Raw genomic sequence first — 19849 nt, forward strand, 5'->3', positions numbered from 1 at the left:
CTCTAAATGAAAGAAATAATAGTACGTTCCTTTTCTGGTTTGCTTTACGTTTTACTCTTATTGATATCCTTTAAGTTTCAAATTGCATTAATTATTGCGTTATTCATTTTTGGCATGATATGCTTGGTTGAATTTAATAAGCTTATTCAACTCAAAAGCCGAGTTCCTTATATCATTTTTATTGTGCTTTATACCATTTTTGGTTATTGGCAATTGGCTTCTAATTCTAGAGGATTAGATGAATCTACCCAAATTTTAATGGTTTTAAGCATTTTTGTGAATCTGTTTTTAATAAAAGATTTATTTTCAGAAAAAACCATTCCGCTTTTCAGTTCCAAACGATTTATATTAACCACTTTCTACATATCTAGTGCTTTTGTTTTTTTAATTTTAATAGCCCATTTCCATAAAGAATATAATCCTTATATATTGCTGGGCTCGTTTGTTTTAGTTTGGACCAATGATACTTTTGCTTTTTTAATTGGAAAGAAATTTGGAAAGCAAAAGCTTTTTGAAAAAATTTCACCAAAAAAAACAGTCGAAGGATTTTTAGGCGGCTTATTTTTTTCATGCATTGCAAGTTATTTTATTGCTACCTTTACGCAAACTTTAAGCTTTACAAGTTGGCTTATTTTAAGTATCATTGTTAGTGTTTTTGGAACCTTGGGCGATTTAATAGAATCTAAATTTAAACGACAGGCAAACGTTAAAGATAGTGGCGCCATTATGCCGGGGCATGGCGGATTGCTAGACCGTTTAGATAGCATCATTTTTGCTGCGCCAATTATATATTTATTTTTAAGAATTTTACTGTATGTTTCATAAAGAAGGATATAAAATTATATTAGCTACTTTCGCTTTTGTTATTATATCAATTTTACTCATAGATAAATTAATTACAATCCATTGGCTTAAAACCGTCCTTACGATTGTTTTATTATGTTTTTTAGTACTAATACTTCAATTCTTTAGAAACCCAAAACGGCACACAACTTTAAATGATAAACAAGTGGTTTCTCCAGTAGATGGCAAAGTAGTTGTTATTGAAGAAGTATTTGAAAATGAATTTTTTAAAGATAAACGCCTACAAGTTAGTGTTTTCATGTCTCCTATAAATGTACATGTAACTAGGCATCCTATAAGTGGAACTGTTATTTTTAGTAAATACCATCCCGGAAAATATCTAGTAGCATGGCATCCTAAAGCCAGCGAAGAAAATGAACGTACCACAGTTGTTGTCGAAAACAATACCTATGGTAAAGTATTATATAGGCAAATAGCGGGAGCTTTGGCCAAGCGCATCGTTAACTATTGCAAAATAGATGATATGGTGATACAAGGTTCGGACTCAGGTTTTATTAAATTTGGATCTAGAGTTGATTTGTTCCTACCTATAGACACTAAAGTAAAAGTAACATTAAATCAAAAAGTTCGCGGAGGCGAAAGCATTATTGCTGAATTATGAGTAATAAAGATTTAGACATATTATTTCAAGAAGCTGTTGAAAGGGTAAATGCACACACAGAGCCATTCCCTGCTGATACTTTGCTTAAGCTTTATGCTTATTATAAAAAAGCGACTAATAATTTTAGCCAGCCCAAAAGCAAAAAGCCAATTATAAATGCATTTAAAATCAATGCTTTGTTTCAAGCTAAAGACATCAGTGAAGATGAAGCTAAACAAAGCTATATTGACTTGGTTAATAATTACTTTCTGTACAGAAAGTAATTATTAGAAAGCAACTTTACATGACCAAAATAGCAGTTATCATTCCAGCTTATAACGAGGCAGGCTCCATAGCAAACGTTATTAATGACATTCCTACTACGGTTAAAAACATTATTGTTGTAAATAATAACTCGACAGATGATACTGAAAATAATGCAAAAAAAGCAGGTGCCATAGTTTTAACCGAAAGTAAAAAAGGCTATGGATACGCTTGTTTAAAAGGAATTGATTATCTTGTAAATCAACAAGAAAAACCTGATGTTGTTGTGTTTCTTGATGGTGATTACAGTGATTATCCCGAAGAACTAACCAAAATTATAGAGCCTATTTTAAATAATAACATAGATTTTGTTATCGGGGCTAGAGTTAAGGAATTAAGAGAACAAGGTTCCATGGAACCTCAACAAATTTTCGGAAATTGGTTGGCGACTTTTTTAATGAAGTATATGTTTGGGTCCAAATTCACAGATCTTGGTCCGTTTAGAGCTATTAAATATGATGTTTTACTAGGGCTTGATATGCAAGACAAAACATATGGATGGACTGTAGAGATGCAATTAAAGGTCTTAAAACAAAAATTGAGTTATGCAGAGGTTCCTATAAAATATAGACGCAGAATTGGTGTGTCAAAAGTTTCAGGAACCATAAAAGGTAGTATATTTGCAGGCATAAAAATACTAAGTTGGATTTTTAAATACAGTTTTAAATAATGATTGTCGAAACCATAATTATTGTTGTTTACACCATATCGCTTTTGCTTATTTTCATGTATGCGGTAGCACAATTAAATTTATTATTCAACTACTTAAGATCAAAAAGGAAAAAGACGGATTGTGAGTCTTTTGATTTTTCAAATCCAGATGAAATCCCATTCATAACCATACAACTTCCTGTTTATAATGAAATGTATGTTATGGAAAGATTGTTGGATAACATTGCTAAAATTGATTATCCCCACGATAAATTAGAGATTCAAGTATTGGATGATTCTACCGACGAAACTGTAGAAACAACTCGGAAACACGTTGAAAGTTTAAGCGCAACCGGTTTAGACATCAAACATATTACCAGAACCGACAGAAGTGGCTTTAAAGCTGGGGCCTTAAAAGAAGGACTTAAAATTGCCAAAGGTGAGTTTATTGCCATTTTTGATGCCGACTTTCTTCCTCAAGAAAACTGGTTAAAACGTACCATCCCCTATTTTAAAGACAAAAGCATAGGCGTTGTTCAAACACGTTGGTCACATATCAACAGAGACTATTCCATACTTACTAAAATACAAGCATTTGCTTTAGATGCCCATTTCACTTTAGAACAAGTTGGCAGAAATAGTAAAGGGCATTTTATAAATTTCAATGGAACTGCCGGGGTTTGGAGAAAAACATGTATCATCGATGCTGGAAATTGGGAAGGTGATACGCTTACTGAAGACTTAGACTTAAGCTACAGAGCCCAATTAAAAAATTGGAAATTTAAATACTTGGAAGATGTTGAAACGCCTGCTGAATTACCAGTAGTTATTAGCGCCGCAAGATCTCAACAATTTCGATGGAATAAAGGAGGTGCTGAAAATTTCAAAAAAATGCTCGGCCGCGTTTTGAGAAGTAAAAACATTTCACCAAAAACAAAATTACATGGTGTTCTGCATTTATTAAATAGTACCATGTTTTTAAATATTCTTACGGTTGCCATATTAAGTATTCCTATGCTTTATATTAAAAATCAATACGCTCATTTAAAACCCTACTTTTATGTGATGAGCTTTTTTGTTTTAAGTACAGTGATATTTTTTATATGCTATTGGATTATGTACAAAAGGATACATGGCGCAGGTATAAAAAATTTCATTAGCTACATAGGCATGTTCTTTGTGTTTTTTACCATTGCTATGGGATTTTCCCTTCATAACTCCATAGCTGTTTTAGAAGGTCATTTTGGTAAAAAGAGTGAATTTGTGCGCACTCCTAAATTTAATATCAGCTCCATTAAAGACAGTTGGAAAAATAATAAATACATTAAAAAAACAGTATCACTTCACGTTATTTTTGAAGGTTTATTAATGCTCTATTTTGCTTTTGGTATGTATAGTGCCTTTATTGTAGGTAATCAAGGAGGCGATTTTGGATTGTTCCCATTTCATCTAATGCTATTCTTAGGCTTTGGATATGTATTTATCCAATCATTAACCTCTAAAGTCTAACACAAAAAAAGCATTCATGGTTTTAATCAAACCATGAATGCTTTTTTATGATTCTTCAATAGTAGTTTTTAATGAACCACATTAAAATCTACAGCTTTATTTTTATTGTTTCTAAATCTGTAAGTCAGGTTGAAATTTATAAGATAATCAGCGAAAGCTGCATCTCCTTGTGTAAAAACCCCCGTTTCTGCCGTGCGTTTTTTATCTAAAAAACTTTGGGTTCTATTTCTTTCCAGAGCAATAGGAACATTAAGATTTAACGATAAATTGTTTGTGTTGTAACTTATTCCTGGGTCAACAGAAATAGCATACCCTGGTCTTCTATACCCCTCGCTACTTCCTATTAAATCTGATGACGGAACACCTTCAATTCTTCCTCCTAAATAAAAATTAACACCTTTAATATTTGGTGAATATAAAGTTCCCAATTGTACTGCAAATTGATCGGGTACGGAAAACTCGTTAGTTGTACTTCCTCTGGCTAATACTCCATTAGTCACTTCAGGATTAAATAAATAGAAGAGTGATGTTGTAAGGGTAAAACTGTGTGACAGCATATAATACCCTTGAAAATCAAGATTAAACCCAACACCACCGTCTCCCAATTGAATGGATTGATCTACCACACTTTCAATATCTTGGTCTCTATTAGGTCCTTGGTTATAAAATGTATCCATATAACTATAATCCCCAGTAGGCAATTTTATACCAGCACCTAGAGCAAAATTATAACCCCTTTTATCATGTTTAAATAGCCAATAGCCTAAACCTAATCTCATGTCCGATAATCCACTTGAACGTGTAATATGTCTTTCACCTAGACCGTTTGGAGGATTCCCGCCATGTTCATACATAGAAGACCTAACATGAGATGCAAAAGGAAGCAATACTGTAGCATATAATCTATCTGAAATGGCATAATTAAACACAATATCCACAAAATAAGAATCGTTTATAACTTGCGTGCCATTTTCAACCCTATGAGTTTCTTCATGAGTTCCTCTAAAATGTCTGAAAGACTGAAAATATCTAAAGTTTGTTCCCACAGAAAAATCACCTTTCATGATCATTCCACCCTGTTCCATAAAACCATTACATGAAGAAAAACCACGAATAGCCACACAGCCTTGGGCATTTACCTTGTATTTTCCAAATAGGAAAAAAAGAATTCCTATTATATATAAGTTTTTATATAGTTTAAATGTTTTCAAAGTTTTAGATGTTTTTATTTAATGGAATGTTTTTAGTGTAATCATTAATAGGGTAAACAAAAAGCAAGGCACTTATAATCACAATATTTTTAATGATATATTGCCCAACCAATGTTAGTACAAAAGGTGCTTTGGCAAAAGACACTTCAGGAAAAAACAATACAGGAATAAAAGTTAATATTAGATGAATGATGGCGACACTAACTACTGTTTTAAGCTGAAAATTACATATCAAACACAATCCAATACCAACTTCGATAACAGCAAGCATTACAATGCTGATGCTCTCGGGAATCAATCCAAAAGTCAAAAAAGTTATGGTATGTTTTGCAAGACCATCAGCTGGACTTAATTCTGGGAAAAATTTCAATAATCCAAACCACAGATATATAATACCGATACTAATAGCAAGCAATCTGCCCCTATTAATGCTTAATAAAATACGTGCCATTTTAATATCCTATTGGTTTAATTGGGCTAGATTTTCATTTTTTTCGCCTATTAGCTCAAGATATTTTTTATAATTATTACGGGCCACTTTTCTACCTAATTCCAAACCTTCAATATTATCAGCTTGGATATGATATCCACCCATCACTCTAGATATTCCAGCCATTTCAGCAGTTTTGGTAAATGTTGGAAATTTAAGGGTAATTGGGGCACCCAAATTATTTGGTTCGGTTAAGGCTCCTGGGATTAATTCTACTTCAGACCCAAACGTATCATCGCCTTTAAAAAGTTTTAATGCTTCAGCACATCCACCACTTATAGTACTGTGACCAGATACATAACTTGGAAATGGTGGGCATAAAAACACATCTGGAGAATATGGACGCCAATCTTGACCTTTCATTGTTCCTATGCCTTTATCTGGACCTCCCCAACCTGTAATATCTTCATCTTTATAATAATGATGCACTAAAGCATAAGGTCTTGCAGAGTCATAAAACATTTTAGCATCCCAACACGCTATAAAACCATCCATCGCTACTGATTCTACCAAAAAATACATTTTAACATCATCATCAATGGTATGATTATCCCTTTTTGAAACTTCTTGCGAAAATTTAAGCCAGTGCCCAGCTTGTTGAACAGACTTTGGTCCATCTCGCATAAATTCAACCAATGCTTTATTTTCAGGGGTTAAATTTGACTGCAATTCAACAACCTCTTTTACTTCTAATGCCATTTGTTTTGAACCAACCATTGGTGGGGGACCTGGTCGAAATTGATCGGACGTATTTAATAAAAGAGGTTTTACTTTTTGCCAAAATGGGGTTAAACACCCAGGAGCAAATTTTCCACCTTTACCATCAGAAAAATATTTTGGTTGCCATCTATCAATATCAACATTGGTATCAGCATCATTTACAGGTTTATAGCCCGTATAATCAGAATAAGGTTTGCCATTAGAACCTTCCATGTCACCTATTTGATTAGAGCCGTCGTGCATTCTTGCCTCAATAACCGTTTTTGCAGCCAAATTTCCAATCCCTTCTGGAGTATTGGGGTCTAAAGATTTATTATTGGGGTCTAAGCCTAGTTCTTTCATTTTATTAATGAACATCAAGCTGTCTGAATAATAGTATTCTCTTAAGGCTCTGTAAGCAGCATAGCTAACGGCAATTTCTTTATTTTTTAGAGTTCTTTCGTTTTCAGGACGACGTTCAACATTCTTTAAATATAGCGGTGTAGCTTTATCATCAAATCGTGTCCAAGCATCAAAAATAGACGTAAATATTAAGCCTAAAAACCTAGATGAAACGGTAGGCCTTGGTTTAAACATTTCGGTATCATTCGCAGTACCTTCAATGACCATAAATGCCCATTGATACGCAATATTATCTTCTCCTTTTGGTTCGCCATGAATAGCTTTTTGATTTTCTACAAGAGATAAAGATTCTTTTTGTGGAGTTTTACAGCTTATAACTGCCAATAAGAAAACAGCAGTAATAACTGAAAATGTTAGTTTTAATTTCATTTTAGTTTTAGTTTAGTAATCAATATTAAACTTTAATTAAGAACGAAACCTATTTTTTATACGAATTAAGTATATTGCTTGACGAAATATGTATTTTACTGGATGAATTATGAAATGCCTAATTGTTGATGACGACCCTTTAATTTGTGATTTGATTGAACATTTTTGTAGTAAAATTGATGATATAACAAGTGTTACGACAACTACTTCTGGTTTTGAATGTATCAATCTTATTAATAGGCATGCTTTTGATTTGATTTTTTTGGACTTTAATTTACCCGATATAACTGGTAAAGACATATTAGACATTATTGGCGTAAATTCGGCTGTCATCATGATAACCTCATATCAAGCTTTTGGGGCCGAATCTTATAATTACAACCAAATTGTAGATTTTTTGGTAAAACCTGTAGATTTTCCTCGCTTCTTTAAAGCTTTTCAAAAAGCTAAAAATTATGTTTCCAAGCAAAAGGAAAAGGAATCCAGATTATTTATAAAAGATGGAAATAAACTAGTGAAAATTGAATTGAGTGAAGTCATTTATTTTAAGTCTGAAGCAAATTATATCTCGGTTGTTCTTCAAGATAAAAAAATATTGACATTAATGACCCTAAAAGATCTGGAGTCTAAACTTCCAGAATTTTTCCTGCGTGTTCACCGTTCTTACATTGTGAATTTAAACAAGATAGATTTTATAAATAATAACGTTATTGAAATGGGTAAAGATTACATTCCTGTTAGCCAGAGTTATGAAAAAGAATTGCTAACAAAAATCAATCTTTTAAATTAATTTGAATTTCAACCCGAATACAGCACAAATAGTAAGCAAACGCATTGCGGATATTTTCTAAATCTTCAGTTGATACCGCCTTAACTTTTTTCGGTAAAGCATCAGAAAGCGACAGTAACTTTAAATTATTAATGTGGGCTATCAGTTTGTGCAAAATAGCTTCCCATTCATGTTCATCCTTGCTTTTAAAAACCGCATCCATTCGTTTTATATAGGTTTCAAACTCTTCTTCAAGAAGTTTCAATACTTTAATGATTTTAGTGGAATTATGATCATAATTACTGTAAATACTTGAAAAGTCGGGAGCCGAATATTCATGGCTTGCTAATAATTTAAATACGGTATCTTTTAAGTAATCAATGTTAAATGGTTTTTGAAAGTATAAGGTACTTATTGCGGACATCATTTCTGGCTCGGTAGCTGAAACCAATAAAATAGGGCATGTTACTTTTTTAGTTGAAATCCAATCAAGAAGCTTAGGCGATAGATTTTCGTTTTCGAGCATTAAATCACTGATGATAATATCTGGTCTATTTTGATTTATACTTTCAATAACCAAATGCCATTTATTTAGTTGAATTAGCTGGATATTATCCTCATCAAAAATGTATGATATTAATTCTAAAGTCGATAAGTCGTCCTCAACATGGAGCATCTTATATTGCTTATTTAGTTTTGGATACACTATAGGTTTATCAACTACTTTTGTTTCTGTTTTTAAAGCAGAAATTACAGGAACTTTAACGCAGAATTCTGAGCCCTTTCCTTTTTCTGATACCGCTTTTAAAGTACCACCAAACAAGATAGTTAACTGTTTCACTATCGATAAGCCTAATCCATAACTACCGTATCTTCCAGACAAATCATCTTTTTCCCTAAAAAAACGATCGTTTATTTTTTCAATATTCTCAGGGAGTATACCGATGCCCGTATCTGTTACTTTTATTTCCAACAGTGGCGCTTTTTCATCAATCAATTTGGCAGAAAGACGAATCGTGCCTTCTTGGGTATATTTAATGGCATTTACTACCAAGTTTATAACAATTTGCGACAATCTTAAAGGGTCTGTTAAAAAAGATTGTCTCTTAAGCTTTTCATCAATATTCAAAGTAAATGTTAATCCTTTCTGAATGGCTTCATATTGATAAGTTGCGTAAATATCTTTTAAAAGATCCTCAATATTGGTCGGTTCGTGGGTAATATGCACTTTACCTTCAGTAAGTTTTTTATGGTCTAATACATCATAAACCAATCCAGCCAAACTATTTGAAGTTCTTTCCAAGGTATTTATAATAGGTAATTGTGCATCCGTGGGAGCGTTTTTATGCAATAATTTGGTGAGTCCTAAAATAGCATTCAGCGGTGTACGCATTTCATGACTCATGTTTTGCAAAAATTCATCACGTTCGTTTCTCGCTTCCTTTTCTTTTTTAAGTGATGTTTGCAAGGCATGAACTTGCGAGTCTATCTTAGTTTTCATTTTATAAAAAGTCAATGCCAAAGCACCAATTTCATCTTTTCTATTTATAGGAAGTTCTATGGAATTATCAATTCCTTTATCATAATTGCTAATGGCTTCTGTGATTTTATTGATTTTTTTAGAGAAGAATCTAACAAAAAACCATGAAATAAGAATTGAAAGCAAACAAACACCAAGCAATGTTTGTATACTATTTTTGCGAACAAGGGATGCACTTTCCATAAGCACATTATCTTCAATTGTAGAAACCAAATACAATGTTCTTAAACCTTTAAAATGGGTTAATTCTTTAATATAACTTAGCAACTCACCTTTAGTTTTTTCGTTTAATTGGCTAAACCCATCATTTAAAGCAAGGTTTGGATTTAAATTAAAATCGTCATAAAAATTAAAGTTGGTTTTTGTTTGAACTCCAAATTGTTGTGTTTTTACGGGTGAATATAAATATTGTCCGTTGTGGTCTATTAAGTAAAGCTTAAATTCGTTACCAGATATATTATTTAATGTTGCAAACAGTTTTGTTAAATCTACATTGATGATAACAATTCCTATAACGGCATTTTTGGTATCAAAAATGGGACTTGCCGCTCTTAAAGTGGGTATGTAAGGCTCGCTAATAAGACCATATTCTTCATTCAAATTTATTTCAGAGAAATAAAAATCCCCTTTGTTCATTTTTATGGCTTCCTTAAAATACTCTTGGCTACCCTTTTCCTGAAGGTTATTGGAGATAATAACTTGCTGATTTATTTTATCCAATCGGATGATTTCCCTGCCGTTATTTTCACTACCAATCAATCGAATTTGAAAATATGACGCTTTATTTTTGAGTGTGACCTCAAACAGCTCATGAACATCATCGGTTGTCTTATTGGAATTTTCAGCGATGTAGTTTTTAAGAGTTGGACTATTGGATATTACGGCAATATCGTTGGAAACCTCATTCAACAAGGCATAAAACGATTGCTCTGCCAATTCGGATGTGTGCATAATACGCTCCTTAGAATAGTCAACAATAACCCTAGAAGCATTCGTGAAAACCAAATATCCAGAAAGTAATATGGAAAATATAATTAACCCCGTAAAAAATAAGGCGAAACGGGTCACTATGGAATGCCTGATTTTCATTTAAATATATTTAAGCTATTTGTATTGCAAATTTTAAAAATCATGTTAAAGTAAAGATTTTTCAGGAAACTTTGTCAAGCAAACCAATAATTGACTAACAAACCTATTTTCATACCTTATTTATAGTTTTTATCAGTATCATATTGATTAAAAAATACCCTTTTTTACATGACATTTTTTTACTTTATCAGTATCTTTATATCTGTAATTTTTTTCACTAAATGAAACACTACAGAGCCAAAAACAGACTCACCGCGCAAGCCTATATTGATGGTGTTTTAAGTGGTGATCGGGTTATTCTGTCTAGAGCTATTACCATTGTAGAAAGCAATTTAGAGAGCGATAAACTGCTTGCAAAAGACATCATTCAAGCTATTTTACCTGCCTCTGGGAATTCTGTTCGCATTGGAGTAACAGGTGTTCCTGGCGTGGGCAAAAGCACATTTATTGAAGTTTTTGGGAAACACATTATTAATCAGGGACATAAAGTTGCAATTCTTTCCATCGACCCAAGCAGCCAACGTTCTAAAGGCAGTATTTTGGGTGATAAAACCCGTATGGAAGCATTGAGCAATTTAGAGAGTGCCTATATACGTCCGTCAGCTTCAGGCGATACACTTGGCGGCGTTGCCAACAAAACGGCCGAAAGCATGTTGCTTTGCGAAGCGGCAGGTTATGATGTTGTTTTAATTGAAACCGTTGGTGTGGGACAATCTGAAACCGCCGTTCATGGTATGACCGATTTTTTCCTTCTTTTAATGTTGGCAGGTGCGGGTGACGAACTTCAAGGGATTAAAAAAGGCATCATGGAAATGGCTGACATGGTGGTGATTAATAAAGCTGATGGCGATAATATTAAAAAAAGTGAGTTGGCACGTTTACAATACCAAAATGCGTTGCATATTTTTCCACAATCGGAATCAGGTTGGATGCCAGTAGTCACCACAGCGTCTTCCACAAAAAATATTGGGGTTGATATTGTTTGGGATGAAATTACAAAATATAAAGAATTGGTTACCAAAAATGGGTATTTCGATAAAAACAGAAACCATCAAAAAATTCGTTGGATGTATAACAATATCAACGAAGCATTAAAACAGCTTTTTTATGGCTCAAAAGATATTGCACTCCAACTTTCTACTTTAGAAAAACAAATCATTTCTTCGGAAATATCGCCCGTAAAAGCGGCACAAGACATTATTGAAACATTTAAAAAATCTTTTGAATAAAAGAACATTCTCTCGTTTGAAAGTATATAAAAATGATGTTTGAACATTATTTTGACAAACAATTTGAGCTAAGATATTTTGAAATGAATTCATTGGGCTTGGCAACGCCTACCATCATTTTAGCATTATTAGAAGAAACAGCCGCAGACCATTGTTACTGCATAAATCATAGTTTATTTGACCTTAATAAAAAAAATGTTGGATGGGTATTGGTATCTGGTATTTTACAAATAGACCGTTATCCTTACTACAAAGAAAAAATCACTATTCGAACCTGGTTATCAAGCTATTCTTCTATTAAAGGTTATCGAGAGAATATTATTTTTGATGAGCAGCGCAACATCATTGGTCGTGCCAAAGGTTTATGGATTTTCTTCGATATTGAAAAAAGAAAACCAATTCCTATTTTTAATGACATTAAAGAAAAATGGTCCTATTACAGCGAAGAATCCATTGTAAAAAACATCAAGAAAAAAATAGAAACGATACACACAGCAAGCTATATAAAAAAATTTAAAGTCAATAGTTATGATACCGACATGAACAAACATGTGAACAACATTCGGTATTTACAATGGGTCATTGAATCCATGCCTGAAGATATTGTTGATGATTATTCCTTACATATTATAGATGGTCGGTTTATTGCTGAAGCGAAATATGGTGACAGTATTATCTCTTTAACAAATGATATGAAGGATCATTCTTTTATGCATACCATAAAAATTGAAGGGAGCGATAGAATTTGTGGCAATGCCAAAACATATTGGAGAAAAAATTAAAAAAACCTTTTAATTATGAACATGTTTTGGAACAAGCTTCATGAGATGGCTTCGTTCCTCGTCATGACGTTAACAATGCTTTTAACTTAGCCATATTACAAACAATAAAAAGCCCTGTTATGAAAATACACAACAGGGCTTTTAAGTTGAACGTGTTAAGCTATTAATCTTGTTCTAAGTATTTTTCCATGATGGATATAGCAGCTTTGGAGATAACAGTTCCAGGGCCAAAAATGGCAGCCACTTTACGTTCAAATAAATAATTATAATCCTGTTCTGGTATCACGCCACCTGCAAATACCATAATATCTGGTCTGCCCAATTTTGCTAATTCGTCTATTAATTGCGGGATCAAGGTTTTATGTCCGGCAGCCAAACTAGAAGCTCCCACAAAATGCACATCGTTTTCAATGGCTTGTTTTGCGACTTCCTCAGGTGTTTGAAATAAGGGCCCCATATCGACATCAAAGCCTAAATCCGCAAAACTGGAAGCAACTACTTTGGCACCTCTATCGTGCCCATCTTGTCCCATTTTTGCAATCATGACCCTTGGACGACGCCCTTCGATCTCTGCAAATTTATCGGCCATTTGTTGTGCTTTCACAAATGTTTGATCGTTGTTTACTTCTTTACTATACACGCCACTTATTAATTTAGTATCTGCTTTATGACGACCAAAATGAACCTCTAAAGCATCGGATATTTCCCCTAAAGTTGCAAAATTTTCGGCAGCTTCAACAGCTAATTCCAATAAATTACCCTTGCCTGTTTCGGCACAAGTCGATAAAGCCTTTAAATTAGCATCAACTACATCCTGATTTCTATTGGCTTTCAATTTTTTTAAACGTTCTATTTGGGACAATCTCACTGAAGAATTATCAACTTCTAAAATCTCGATATTCGATTTTTCGTTAGTTCTGAATTTATTAACCCCGACTAAAATATCATGTCCGGAATCCAGTCGTGCTTGTTTACGAGCCGAAGCTTCTTCAATACGCATTTTAGGAACACCGGTTTCAATGGCTTTTGCCATACCTCCCAACGCTTCAACTTCTTCAATTAATGTCCAAGCTTTTTTGGCAATTTCCTGGGTGAGGTATTCCACATAATAAGACCCAGCCCAAGGATCAACGGACTTCGTAATCTGTGTTTCTTCCTGAATATAAATTTGGGTATTACGTGCAATCCTTGCAGAAAAATCCGTTGGTAATGCAATGGCTTCATCCAACGCATTGGTGTGTAACGATTGCGTGCCTCCCAAACCTGCGGCCATTGCTTCAATACAGGTTCTGGCTACATTATTAAAAGGATCTTGCTCACTCAAACTCCAACCGGAGGTTTGACTATGCGTACGCAATGCCATGGATTTTGGGTTTTGGGGATTGAACTGTTTAATGATTTTTGCCCAAAGCATACGTGCTGCACGCATTTTTGCAATTTCCATAAAATGGTTCATGCCTACAGCCCAGAAAAAGGACAATCTAGGGGCGAATTCATCAATTTTTAAACCTGATGCCAATCCCGTTCTAATATATTCCATGCCATCTGCCAAGGTGTATGCCAACTCAATATCGGCCGTCGCCCCAGCTTCTTGCATGTGGTAGCCACTAATGGAAATAGAGTTGAACTTAGGCATATATTTGGTGGTGTATTCAAAAATATCGCCTATAATTTTCATGGATGGTAATGGTGGATAAATATACGTATTACGAACCATAAATTCCTTTAGAATATCATTTTGAATGGTACCGCTCAAATGGTCTATTGCAACTCCCTGTTTTTTTGCTGCTGCAATGTAAAACGCCATGATGGGCAAAACGGCACCGTTCATGGTCATGGAAACGGACATTTTATCTAACGGAATTTGGTCGAATAAAATCTCCATATCCAAAATAGAATCGATGGCAACACCTGCTTTTCCAACATCGCCGGTCACACGTGGATGGTCGGAATCATAACCTCTATGCGTCGCTAAATCAAATGCAACGGATAATCCTTTTTGACCCGCAGCCAAGTTTCTTCTATAAAATGCATTGGACTCTTCGGCTGTTGAAAAACCTGCATACTGACGAATCGTCCAAGGCTGAGATACATACATGGTGCTATAAGGTCCTCGTGTGAATGGGGGCAAGCCAGCAACAAAATTTAAATGTTCCGCATCTTGAATATCTTCTTTTGAAAAATGTTTTTTTACAGGAATGCCTTCTGGTGTATTCCATATATCTTGATGATCTGAAAATGTTGACTGTTGTTTTGTAACAGTATGTAATTTTAGATCTGAAAAATCACGTCTCATAACTGTAATGATTTAATGTTTTTTTGAACTTTCTCCTGAACACCTGAAATGGTGTGTATCACATCCGATTTTAAATGAATGCATCCATCTAAACCGGCAGCGGTTAATGCACTCATGATATCCACAGGATTTCCTGCTAATAAAAGTACTTTATCTGTATTAATATCCCTAAATGTTTCTACAAATAATAAAGCACTTTCTGTATAATCGGGGTCTGAGCTACAAATAACAACCACATCGGATTCGGATAAAGCACTCCGCTCTGCAGCTAGTTCAAAATCCTCATAGCTTTGCTCTTGCCAAACTTGAAACCCAGAAACGCCCATAAAATCATAAGAAAAAGCAGCCCTGGCTTTACGCATGGTTAAATTACCGAAACTTACGAGTTCAACGGTAGGCCTTTTGCCTGTTTCTTCAACGATTTGTTCCGTAACCTTTCTTATGGCTTCAATTTCTAAAGAAGCCCTTCTAGGAATCAACACTTTAGAACTAACGTTGAATCCAGCCGAAAGTACTTTGGACAGCACTGTTTCCATAAGGTTTGGGTATTTATTAACCCCAACCATGGGCAAGCGTCTTTGGCTAATTAATTTTATTTTTTCTTGACGTATTTCGGCAATTTGCTGTTGAATCAATTCCGCTTCAAAAGCTTTATAAAATCCACCCTGTGCTTCAATAAATTTGAATAGCTCTAAAGACTTTTCTGCTATTTTTGTGCTGACTTCTTCAATATAATACGATCCATCCACAGGATTTGCCACTTTACCAAAATAAGATTCCTCTTTTAAAATGGTTATAATATTTCCAGCTATTCTAGTTGAAAAATCAGATGGATTATTAAACTCCTTATCGTAAGCATCAATTAAAACGCCATCAACATTCCCTAAGATGGCTGACATGGCTTCGGTAGTGGCGCGCAATAAATTAGTATGTGCATCGGTAACCGATTTAGTCCAAACTGATGTTTTAGCTGTTAAGGTATGTTTAAAATTTGAAACCCCATAGGTTTTAGCGATCTCGTGCAACAAGCTATTAAAAGCTCTAAACTTGCCTATTTCAATAAAATATTCTGAACCTATCGCTAATTCTACATGAAGATTATTAAAAACGCTTTCTATATCAATATCCCTTTCCAAACAGTGTTCTATCACATAAATTAAGGAATTCAACGTGTAAGCCACTTCTTGAACCTGATTAGACCCCGAATCTAAATACGCCGTACCCGAAATAGTGATGGCCTTAAAATTAGGGTACTCTTTCGACAAGTTTACCAAATGCTTCAGCGTTTCGAAGTGAAGTATATTGTAATGTCCCGTTGTTATATAATTAGAGATTATTCCCAAATCAAAATACCCTCTAAGGTTTTTATTATTGGTGATGTTCTGATCGGAAAAATCAAAGAAATCTTTCACAAAACCAATAGCGTTCTCTGTTAAAATAAAAGACACCCCTACCTCATTGATATTAATCTTATTTAAAAGTTTGGTTACGGACACATTTTCTTTTAAATCGAAAATAAGCCCAGTAACACCTTCACAAATAGCTTTTAAAGCTTGTTTGTTTCCGCTTTCAGCTGATATTACTTGAATGGTTCTATAATTAATTAAACTTCCAGCATTCTCACCTGTGTTGGTAAGATGTTTTGATGCATCTTCCGCACAATAAAATGGTTGAAAATCGATTCCTTTTATGGGCTTCCAAACCAATTTTCTATTGAAATCCTCTCCCTTTAAATCTATATTCACTTTATCCATCCATTCCTGCTTGGAAACAGGTGTGAAATCGGAAAAAAGGATGTTATTTTTAGTTTCCATAACTATTTATATTAAGTTATATGCTATATTTTCAGACGATGACGCTACTTCCAAATCTTTCGAAAATAGCGATGTCCAATGATTCCCTATGATCGGGATGTGCAATATCCCTCAAAGATTCTGCTCGTTGTTTTAAGGTTTTTCCAAATAATTCGGCTACGCCGTATTCCGTTACCACAAATCTGGCATGGGCACGGGTTGTCACAACGCCGGCACCGACTTTTAATGTTGGTACAATTTTAGAGACGCCTTTCAATGTTGTGGAAGTCACTGCTATGATGGGTTTTCCGCCTTTAGATAAGGCCGCCCCACGCATAAAATCCATTTGCCCTCCTACGCCTGAGAACATTTTTGTACCAATGGAATCGGCGCAAACTTGCCCAGTAACATCAATTTCTATAGCGGAATTAATGGCTGTTACTTTCGGATTTTGACGAATGATGGAGGTGTCGTTCACATAAGCAATATCCAACATTTCAATTTCCGGATTGTCATCCATAAAATCATATAAGCGTCTGGTTCCCATAGCAAATCCTGATACTATTTTATAGGGGTTTACTTTTTTTTGAGAACCATTTACGATACCTTTTTCAACTAAATCTACAATGCCTTCGGAAAACATTTCGGTATGAACCCCTAAATTTTTGTGATTCATTAAATATGATAAAACGGCATTGGGAATACCACCAATACCCATTTGTAATGTGGCGCCATCATCAATAATCCCAGCAATGTGCTTACCAATCGCTCTTTCTTCTTCAGAAGGAGCTGCCAATTTCATTTCATAAATATCGTCATCAACCTCAACGCAAGCATCAAAATTTTTAATATGCACAATGGCATCACCAAACGTGCGTGGCATTTTAGGATTAATTTGCGCGATTACTTTTTTCCCCTGTTCAATCCCGGATATGACAATATCGACAGAAACCCCTAAAGAGCAAAACCCGTGTTTATCTGGTGGTGACACATTTACTAAAACCACATCCAAATTCATATATCCTTCACGGAATAAACTGGGAATATCACTTAAAAAAATAGGAATATAATCGGCTGTATCACCAATCATTTTTCTGATATTGCCTCCTATAAAAAAGGCACTGGTATTAAAACTATCCCTTAATTCTGGAGCTGTATACCCACATTCACCTTCGGTATGCAGATGTACAATTTTTACACCTCTCAACTCTGAAGCTCTTGCAACCATCGCTCTAATAAGCGTTTGTGGTGTTGCAGAACCGCCTTGAATTAATACCCTATTTCCTGACTTTATCAATTTTACAGCATCTTCGGCTGTCATTTTATTTGGTAAGTTCATTATTTCTAAACTTTAAAATTTTCTTTTTTAACCCAATATTTTTAACTATCCTAAAAAGCTTAAAATAATACCCGCAGCAATTGCTGAACCAATAACGCCAGCAACATTTGGTGCCATAGCGTGCATAAGTAAGTAATTATGAGGATCTGATTTAAGACCTTCCGCATGAACAACCCTGGCACTATCTGGAACGGCAGAAACACCTGCTGCACCAATAAGTGGGTTTATTTTATCATCGCCTTTAAGGAATAGATTCATAAATTTCGCAAAAAGCAATCCACCTGCCGTTGCGATTACAAATGATAGCGCACCCAAACCAAATATCATCATGGAATCCTTAGTAATAAAAATATCAGCTTGTGTTGATGCGCCAACGGTAACACCCAAAATAATAGTAACAATATCAATGAGTTTAGTACGTGCAGTTTCTGCAAGACGTTCGGTTCTACCAGATTCTTTTAATAAGTTTCCAAAGAATAACATTCCTAATAAAGGCAAAGCACTTGGTGATATAAAAGTGGTTAATAGCAAAGCAACTATTGGGAAAATCATTTTTTCTTTTTGCGACACGGCTCTAGGAGGCTTCATGCGTATTAATCGCTCTTTTTTTGAAACTAACAATTTCATGATTGGCGGTTGAATCACAGGCACTAATGCCATGTATGAATAGGCCGCTATGGCTATGGGTCCGATTAAATTTTTAACCGTTGTTCCATCTGCCAACACATTAATACCATTTGCTAATTTGGAAGATAGGAAAATAGCCGTTGGTCCATCGGCTCCTCCAATAATTCCAATCGCACCAGCTTCTGGAAGGTTGAAACCTAAGTAAAGTGCGCCTAAAAATGTTGCAAATACGCCGATTTGTGCCGCAGCCCCTAGAAGCATTAATTTGGGATTAGCAATAAGCGATGAGAAATCGGTCATGGCACCGATACCTAAGAAAATAAGTGGTGGATAAATCCCTTTAACTACTCCAAAATATAGGTAGTTTAACACAGATCCTTCTTCATAAATGCCTGTTTGATATCCGGCAACAAAAGGGATATTACCAAGCATAACGCCAGTACCTATGGGGATTAAAAGCAAAGGTTCATAATCAAATTTGATTCCGAGATATATAAAAACAATACCTATTAAAATCATTATTAAATTCCCAGATTGTGCATTTGCAAAGCCCGTGAAATGATAAAACTGTTTCATGCCATCAAATGCCTCATCAACAAATGTTTTTTCAACGATGCTATCTGTTTGGGAAATTAAAGTTGATTCTGTTGCGCTTGCAGTATTTGCACTAAATCCTAAAAGAGGTTTTATAAAAATCAGCAGTGATAGAACTCCAAATATTAATATTACTTTTTTCATTGTCTTTTGTTTAGTCATTTCGAAGTATAAAAATGAATTGATAATCCTTTAGAGCATCTTCATTTTATTCGAAATGATATTACTGTTTTACTCCAATTCTATCATTACTTCACCTTGTAACACTTGCTGCCCGACGGCCACATTGATAGCAGTAACTACTCCAGATTTTTCTGAAGCAATACTATTCTCCATTTTCATGGCTTCAAGAACCAATAATAAATCGTTCTCTTGAACCGTATCGCCTACTTTTACATTAATGGACAATATCGTACCTGGAATAGGTGCTATTATTTTAGCCCGTGATGACACAGGATTTATTTTTACTGGTTCAATAGCAGCATTCACTGGCTTACGAACCAATGTTGGTGTTTTTATCTTTTTTATTTCTTCCTTCATTTTTACAGAATAGGAAGTTCCGTTAACTTCCAACTCTATCGTACTATTTTCGTGCGAAAGAATCTTAACTCCGTAATTATTTTCGTTTATCCTGAATGTGAAATTTTTCATGGTTTTATTTATAAAATTTA

General features: G+C 34.5%; 17 protein-coding genes. 8 read left to right on the top strand and 9 right to left on the bottom strand.

Annotation, left to right across the window (positions count from 1 at the left end):
- Window positions 1–6 precede the first annotated feature (6 nt).
- From CDH50_RS04765 to CDH50_RS04785, 5 genes are read left to right on the top strand one after another with little or no spacing between them, the layout of a single operon-like run.
- Window positions 7–825 (top strand): phosphatidate cytidylyltransferase, encoded by an 819-nt coding sequence (locus CDH50_RS04765; protein WP_100610773.1) that lies wholly within the window; start codon window positions 7–9, stop codon window positions 823–825.
- The gene (locus CDH50_RS04770; RefSeq protein ID WP_100610774.1) at window positions 815–1465 is read left to right on the top strand and encodes a phosphatidylserine decarboxylase family protein; all 651 of its coding nucleotides are present in this window, start codon (window positions 815–817) and stop codon (window positions 1463–1465) included. The genes CDH50_RS04765 and CDH50_RS04770 overlap by 11 nt, the downstream gene beginning before the upstream one ends.
- The gene (locus CDH50_RS04775) at window positions 1462–1728 is read left to right on the top strand and encodes an acyl-CoA-binding protein (protein WP_100610775.1); all 267 of its coding nucleotides are present in this window, start codon (window positions 1462–1464) and stop codon (window positions 1726–1728) included. The genes CDH50_RS04770 and CDH50_RS04775 overlap by 4 nt, the downstream gene beginning before the upstream one ends.
- Before the next feature lie 20 nt (window positions 1729–1748).
- Window positions 1749–2438 (top strand): glycosyltransferase family 2 protein, encoded by a 690-nt coding sequence (locus CDH50_RS04780; protein ID WP_100610776.1) that lies wholly within the window; start codon window positions 1749–1751, stop codon window positions 2436–2438.
- Window positions 2438–3928, top strand: a complete 1491-nt coding sequence (locus tag CDH50_RS04785) for a cellulose synthase family protein (RefSeq protein ID WP_100610777.1) — start codon at window positions 2438–2440, stop codon at window positions 3926–3928. Before CDH50_RS04780 ends, CDH50_RS04785 begins: the two co-directional genes overlap by 1 nt.
- 68 nt (window positions 3929–3996) lie before the next feature.
- On the opposite strand, the gene CDH50_RS04790 is transcribed toward CDH50_RS04785, so the two are convergent.
- From CDH50_RS04790 to CDH50_RS04800, 3 genes are read right to left on the bottom strand one after another with little or no spacing between them, the layout of a single operon-like run.
- Entirely contained in the window at window positions 3997–5139 is a 1143-nt protein-coding gene (locus tag CDH50_RS04790) for a transporter (protein WP_198513434.1), read from the bottom strand.
- Window positions 5140–5143: 4 nt separating this feature from the next.
- Window positions 5144–5590: a doxx family protein gene (locus tag CDH50_RS04795; RefSeq protein WP_100610779.1), complete on the bottom strand. Its 447-nt coding sequence runs from the start codon at window positions 5588–5590 to the stop codon at window positions 5144–5146.
- Between the two features lie 9 nt (window positions 5591–5599).
- The gene (locus CDH50_RS04800) at window positions 5600–7120 is read right to left on the bottom strand and encodes a vanadium-dependent haloperoxidase (protein WP_100610780.1); all 1521 of its coding nucleotides are present in this window, start codon (window positions 7118–7120) and stop codon (window positions 5600–5602) included.
- A 109-nt stretch (window positions 7121–7229) separates the two neighbouring features.
- Here CDH50_RS04800 and CDH50_RS04805 point away from each other — a divergent pair, with 109 nt between their 5' ends.
- Window positions 7230–7910 carry a LytR/AlgR family response regulator transcription factor gene (locus tag CDH50_RS04805; RefSeq protein ID WP_100610781.1) on the top strand — a complete coding sequence of 227 codons (681 nt, stop codon included), beginning with the start codon at window positions 7230–7232 and terminating at the stop codon, window positions 7908–7910.
- Here the strand turns inward: CDH50_RS04805 and CDH50_RS04810 are convergent.
- The gene (locus CDH50_RS04810) at window positions 7894–10518 is read right to left on the bottom strand and encodes an ATP-binding protein (protein WP_100610782.1); all 2625 of its coding nucleotides are present in this window, start codon (window positions 10516–10518) and stop codon (window positions 7894–7896) included. The two genes, CDH50_RS04805 and CDH50_RS04810, sit on opposite strands and share 17 nt — an antisense overlap.
- 221 nt (window positions 10519–10739) lie before the next feature.
- Between CDH50_RS04810 and meaB the strand changes: the two genes are divergently transcribed.
- Together meaB and CDH50_RS04820 are read left to right on the top strand one after the other, a co-directional pair.
- Window positions 10740–11747 carry a methylmalonyl Co-A mutase-associated GTPase MeaB gene (meaB, locus tag CDH50_RS04815; RefSeq protein ID WP_100610783.1) on the top strand — a complete coding sequence of 336 codons (1008 nt, stop codon included), beginning with the start codon at window positions 10740–10742 and terminating at the stop codon, window positions 11745–11747.
- A 32-nt stretch (window positions 11748–11779) separates the two neighbouring features.
- Window positions 11780–12529, top strand: coding sequence for an acyl-[acyl-carrier-protein] thioesterase (locus CDH50_RS04820; RefSeq protein ID WP_198513435.1), 750 nt, complete (start codon window positions 11780–11782; stop codon window positions 12527–12529).
- A gap of 163 nt (window positions 12530–12692) precedes the next feature.
- On the opposite strand, the gene scpA is transcribed toward CDH50_RS04820, so the two are convergent.
- The 5 genes from scpA to CDH50_RS04845 form a co-directional block, all read right to left on the bottom strand.
- The gene (gene scpA, locus CDH50_RS04825; protein ID WP_100610785.1) at window positions 12693–14825 is read right to left on the bottom strand and encodes a methylmalonyl-CoA mutase; all 2133 of its coding nucleotides are present in this window, start codon (window positions 14823–14825) and stop codon (window positions 12693–12695) included.
- Window positions 14822–16639, bottom strand: a complete 1818-nt coding sequence (locus tag CDH50_RS04830) for a methylmalonyl-CoA mutase family protein (RefSeq protein ID WP_100610786.1) — start codon at window positions 16637–16639, stop codon at window positions 14822–14824. The genes scpA and CDH50_RS04830 overlap by 4 nt, the downstream gene beginning before the upstream one ends.
- Before the next feature lie 31 nt (window positions 16640–16670).
- Entirely contained in the window at window positions 16671–17957 is a 1287-nt protein-coding gene (locus CDH50_RS04835; RefSeq protein WP_100610787.1) for an acetyl-CoA hydrolase/transferase family protein, read from the bottom strand.
- A gap of 45 nt (window positions 17958–18002) precedes the next feature.
- Window positions 18003–19322, bottom strand: coding sequence for a sodium ion-translocating decarboxylase subunit beta (locus CDH50_RS04840; protein WP_100610788.1), 1320 nt, complete (start codon window positions 19320–19322; stop codon window positions 18003–18005).
- Between the two features lie 87 nt (window positions 19323–19409).
- On the bottom strand, window positions 19410–19829 hold the full coding sequence (locus CDH50_RS04845; RefSeq protein WP_100610789.1) for a biotin/lipoyl-containing protein: 420 nt from the start codon (window positions 19827–19829) through the stop codon (window positions 19410–19412).
- Between the last annotated feature and the right edge of the window lie 20 nt (window positions 19830–19849).

This window comes from Confluentibacter lentus (assembly GCF_002806995.1).
Lineage (GTDB): Bacteria > Bacteroidota > Bacteroidia > Flavobacteriales > Flavobacteriaceae > Confluentibacter > Confluentibacter lentus.